The 3,093-nt window shown below is 59.3% G+C and carries 3 protein-coding genes; all 3 read right to left on the reverse strand.

All coding sequences use genetic code 11. From position 1 onward, the window contains the following. Positions 1-255: 255 nt before the first annotated feature. The gene (locus HMPREF1138_RS01730; RefSeq protein WP_009055824.1) at positions 256-945 is read right to left on the reverse strand and encodes a transaldolase family protein; all 690 of its coding nucleotides are present in this window, start codon (positions 943-945) and stop codon (positions 256-258) included. Positions 946-1,032: 87 nt separating this feature from the next. Continuing rightward, the gene (locus tag HMPREF1138_RS01735; RefSeq protein WP_009055822.1) at positions 1,033-2,199 is read right to left on the reverse strand and encodes a macrolide family glycosyltransferase; all 1,167 of its coding nucleotides are present in this window, start codon (positions 2,197-2,199) and stop codon (positions 1,033-1,035) included. Then, on the reverse strand, positions 2,192-2,830 hold the full coding sequence (locus tag HMPREF1138_RS10595; protein WP_081495952.1) for a TetR/AcrR family transcriptional regulator: 639 nt from the start codon (positions 2,828-2,830) through the stop codon (positions 2,192-2,194). Before HMPREF1138_RS10595 ends, HMPREF1138_RS01735 begins: the two co-directional genes overlap by 8 nt. Between the last annotated feature and the right edge of the window lie 263 nt (positions 2,831-3,093).

A 3,093-nucleotide genomic window follows, 5' to 3' on the forward strand; every position in this document is an offset into this window, starting at 1 on the left:
GCGGGGCCTGGCCAGGCCTCGAGCCGATGCGCAGAGCGAAGCTCGCGGCGTGGACGGCGAGCGGGCGGGCCCGACGGCGCCCGGAACACCGGGGGCACAGCCAACGGAACACCGGCGGCACAGCCAACAGAACACCGGCGGCACAGCCAACAGAACACCAGTGGCACAGCCAACGGAACACCGGGGGCGCAGCAGCAACGCGGGTATGCGAGAGGCCCGGAGGCGAGTCGCCGCCTCCGGGCCTCTACACAGGGCTCACTTGTCGTTGATGAGATCCAGCCACGTGCGGCGCTCGCCCACGAGGATGCCGAAGTCACGGTTCTGGTCCGCAATCGCGGCGTCTGTCGCGGGGTTCTTGATGAGGGCGGCCAGCACGTCAGGGGCGGCGGTGATGGCGCCGACACCCTGACGGACCAGTTCGAGGACCTGCTCAGAGTTCTTGAAGGACGCGGCCAGCACGTCGGCCTTCAGGTCGTAGGTGCGCAGGGTGCGGTGGATTTCGGAGGCGACGCGCACGCCGTCGATGCCGTAGTTGTCCATGCGGTTGACGTAGGGGGCGACGTAGCGAGCCCCGGCCTTGGCGGCCATGAAGCCCTGCATCGAGGAGTGGATGCCGGTAGCGGTCACCTGCATGCCTTCGCGCACGATGCGCGGGATGGCGGCGAAGCCTTCGCGCGTGACGGGAAGCTTGATGAAGAGGTTGCCACCGATTTCGCCGCGCAGCGCCCGGGCCTCGGCGACCATGTCGTCGGCGCGCTGGGAGACGATCTGGACGTGCAGCTGGGCGCCATCGGGCAGGACAGACTTGATCGCGTGGAGGACCTCGAGGGGTTCCTTGCCTTCGCGGTACAGGATCGTCGGGTTGGTCGTCACGCCGTCGATGGGCAGGTATTCGAGGGTCTTAGCGATCGCATCGACGTTCGCGTGATCGATGAGGATGAGCATGGGCGGCTCCTTTGCGCTGTCGTGGGTTTTTCGCACCACTAGGATAGCGCGGGCGGGAGCAGTCCACCGACCGCTCCCGCCCGCAGTTCACACTCGATTGAGCTGTTCAATGATGAGCTTCGCCGCTTTCGTGTTGCCCCCTGCATTCCGCGTCTCTTGGCGAAACTCGGAGAGGCGCGCATGGCACTCACGATCAGATAGCACGCGCATAGCCGCCTCACGGAGGACATTGGGAGTTGCTTCGCGGATTTCCAACGCTTCACCCAATCCCAGCTCCTCCACCCGCCGCGCCACAGTCGGCTGGTCGTTACCAACAGGAACAACCAGCATCGGCACACCGTAGAAGAGTGCCTCATTGACACTATTCATACCTCCATGGGTAATAAAGAGAGATGCTTGCGAGAGCACCTCAAGTTGCGGAACCCTGCTGCGAACCATCGTCGCAGGAGGAAGGGGCCCTAGGCTCTCGGGGCGCACCGAGTTGCCGATTGCCATGACAACACGCACATCAGTACCTCCGAATGCTTCTACACAGCGACGGAAGAACCGCTCGGATTTATTGAGTTCTGTTCCGAGAGATATGTAGACGAGAGGTCCGTCACCTTCGGGAAGTTCACATGGCTCGTGACGACGTCCATCGATAGAAGCACCTACGAACGCATACCGAGATTGAGGAAATTCGCCGGCGCGCACCTGGAAGCTCCGAGGCGTGTAGGTGATGTTGAGAGCAGGGCTATTTCGCACAATCTCAGCCTCAAGCTCTCGGAATCGCCAGCCATATCGCCTACTCATAGGTGCGGAGATGAGCGCTCTCAGGCGCGGGAAACGGAAGATCGAGGTTAGGTACAACCCGCCGTTTCGACCGAAGTCTTCCAGTACATGCTCATTAAGCGCGAAGGTTGAGAAGATCCTAATGGGGACTATTCCCAAACGGTCGGCGAGCGCCTTGCCTGATACAAAGAGCATCTCGTAGAGCAGGCAGTCGTAGCCTGCGCCGATACGCAGCACCGTCCGATAAGCCGCACGCCAGCATCGCATGCGATCCTGGAATGGACGCGGGAAGAGGGGATAGTCATCGTAAGGGACGAAATGCGCGCCCGTATTTTCCACTGCTTCTCGCCACGCAGGAGAATGAATATAGGTGACACGATGCCCCATATCAGTGAGTACCCGAGCTAATCCGAGCGTCGGGTTCGTATGGCCAGCAAACGGTAGATTCACCATGAGAATGGAGTAGGAATTGCGCTCATTCATAGAAATGACCTACACCGTTTTTGATGACTGCGATAGCGTCCTCACTGAGCACCTGAGCATCGAAACGCTTGAGGAAAGCAGCGATGAAGTCTACCTTTTGACACATCCGCTCATACGATTCCGCAACGATCAGTGGATCAACCCACACATCTACAAGAAGGACCAACACTTCAGCAACTTCACGGGGGAATGCGCAGCCGATTTCACCAGACTCCATTCCCTGGCGCAGCATTTGTTCCAGGTGGGGCGCAAGCTTTGTCAGCGTGTTACGCAATGATTCCAGTAAGGCTTCTGGAACCTCACTCACCCAGTTGGCGCGCCCAAGACCACTTTGCGGACTAGACGCGACCATATGCTCCGCGAGGACCGTTACCCTATCGGTCACCGATGCATCAGATTGTGCAGCCAGGTCTTCAACAAATGCGTTCAGATAGCGCAACTCCCCCACAACAACGGAACGCAGTACCTCCTGTTTCGACGAGAAATGATGATAGATCGCCCCCTTCGACATGCCGCTTGTCGTGACGATATCTTGCATCGTTGTCATGTCGTAACCCTTATCTGCGAAGAGCTGGCGAGCGGCTATACAGATCGCTTCCCGGGTACGCTCGGATTTCTCAGCCTGATTCACGCAACCTCCATTCCAGACCGTCGGTCGGTTTTATTGTACTTCCCTCCTTCACCCCCAGCAAGACAGGCCACCGAAGAGTCCGGAAGACAAGAGCAGCCGCACTGCCACGACTTAACGAAAGACCCAGCTCCCCACCCTCTTTGCACCCTCCCCCACCCACACAGCCGCAACACAAATCCTTGAATGCCTCCAAGACAAAACACGCACGTTACCAACTCATACAGCGTCATCGCCCCCGAGTCACCCTTGCATACAAGAAGCGG

It is taken from the genome of Actinomyces sp. ICM58 (assembly GCF_000283035.1).
Lineage (GTDB): Bacteria > Actinomycetota > Actinomycetes > Actinomycetales > Actinomycetaceae > Pauljensenia.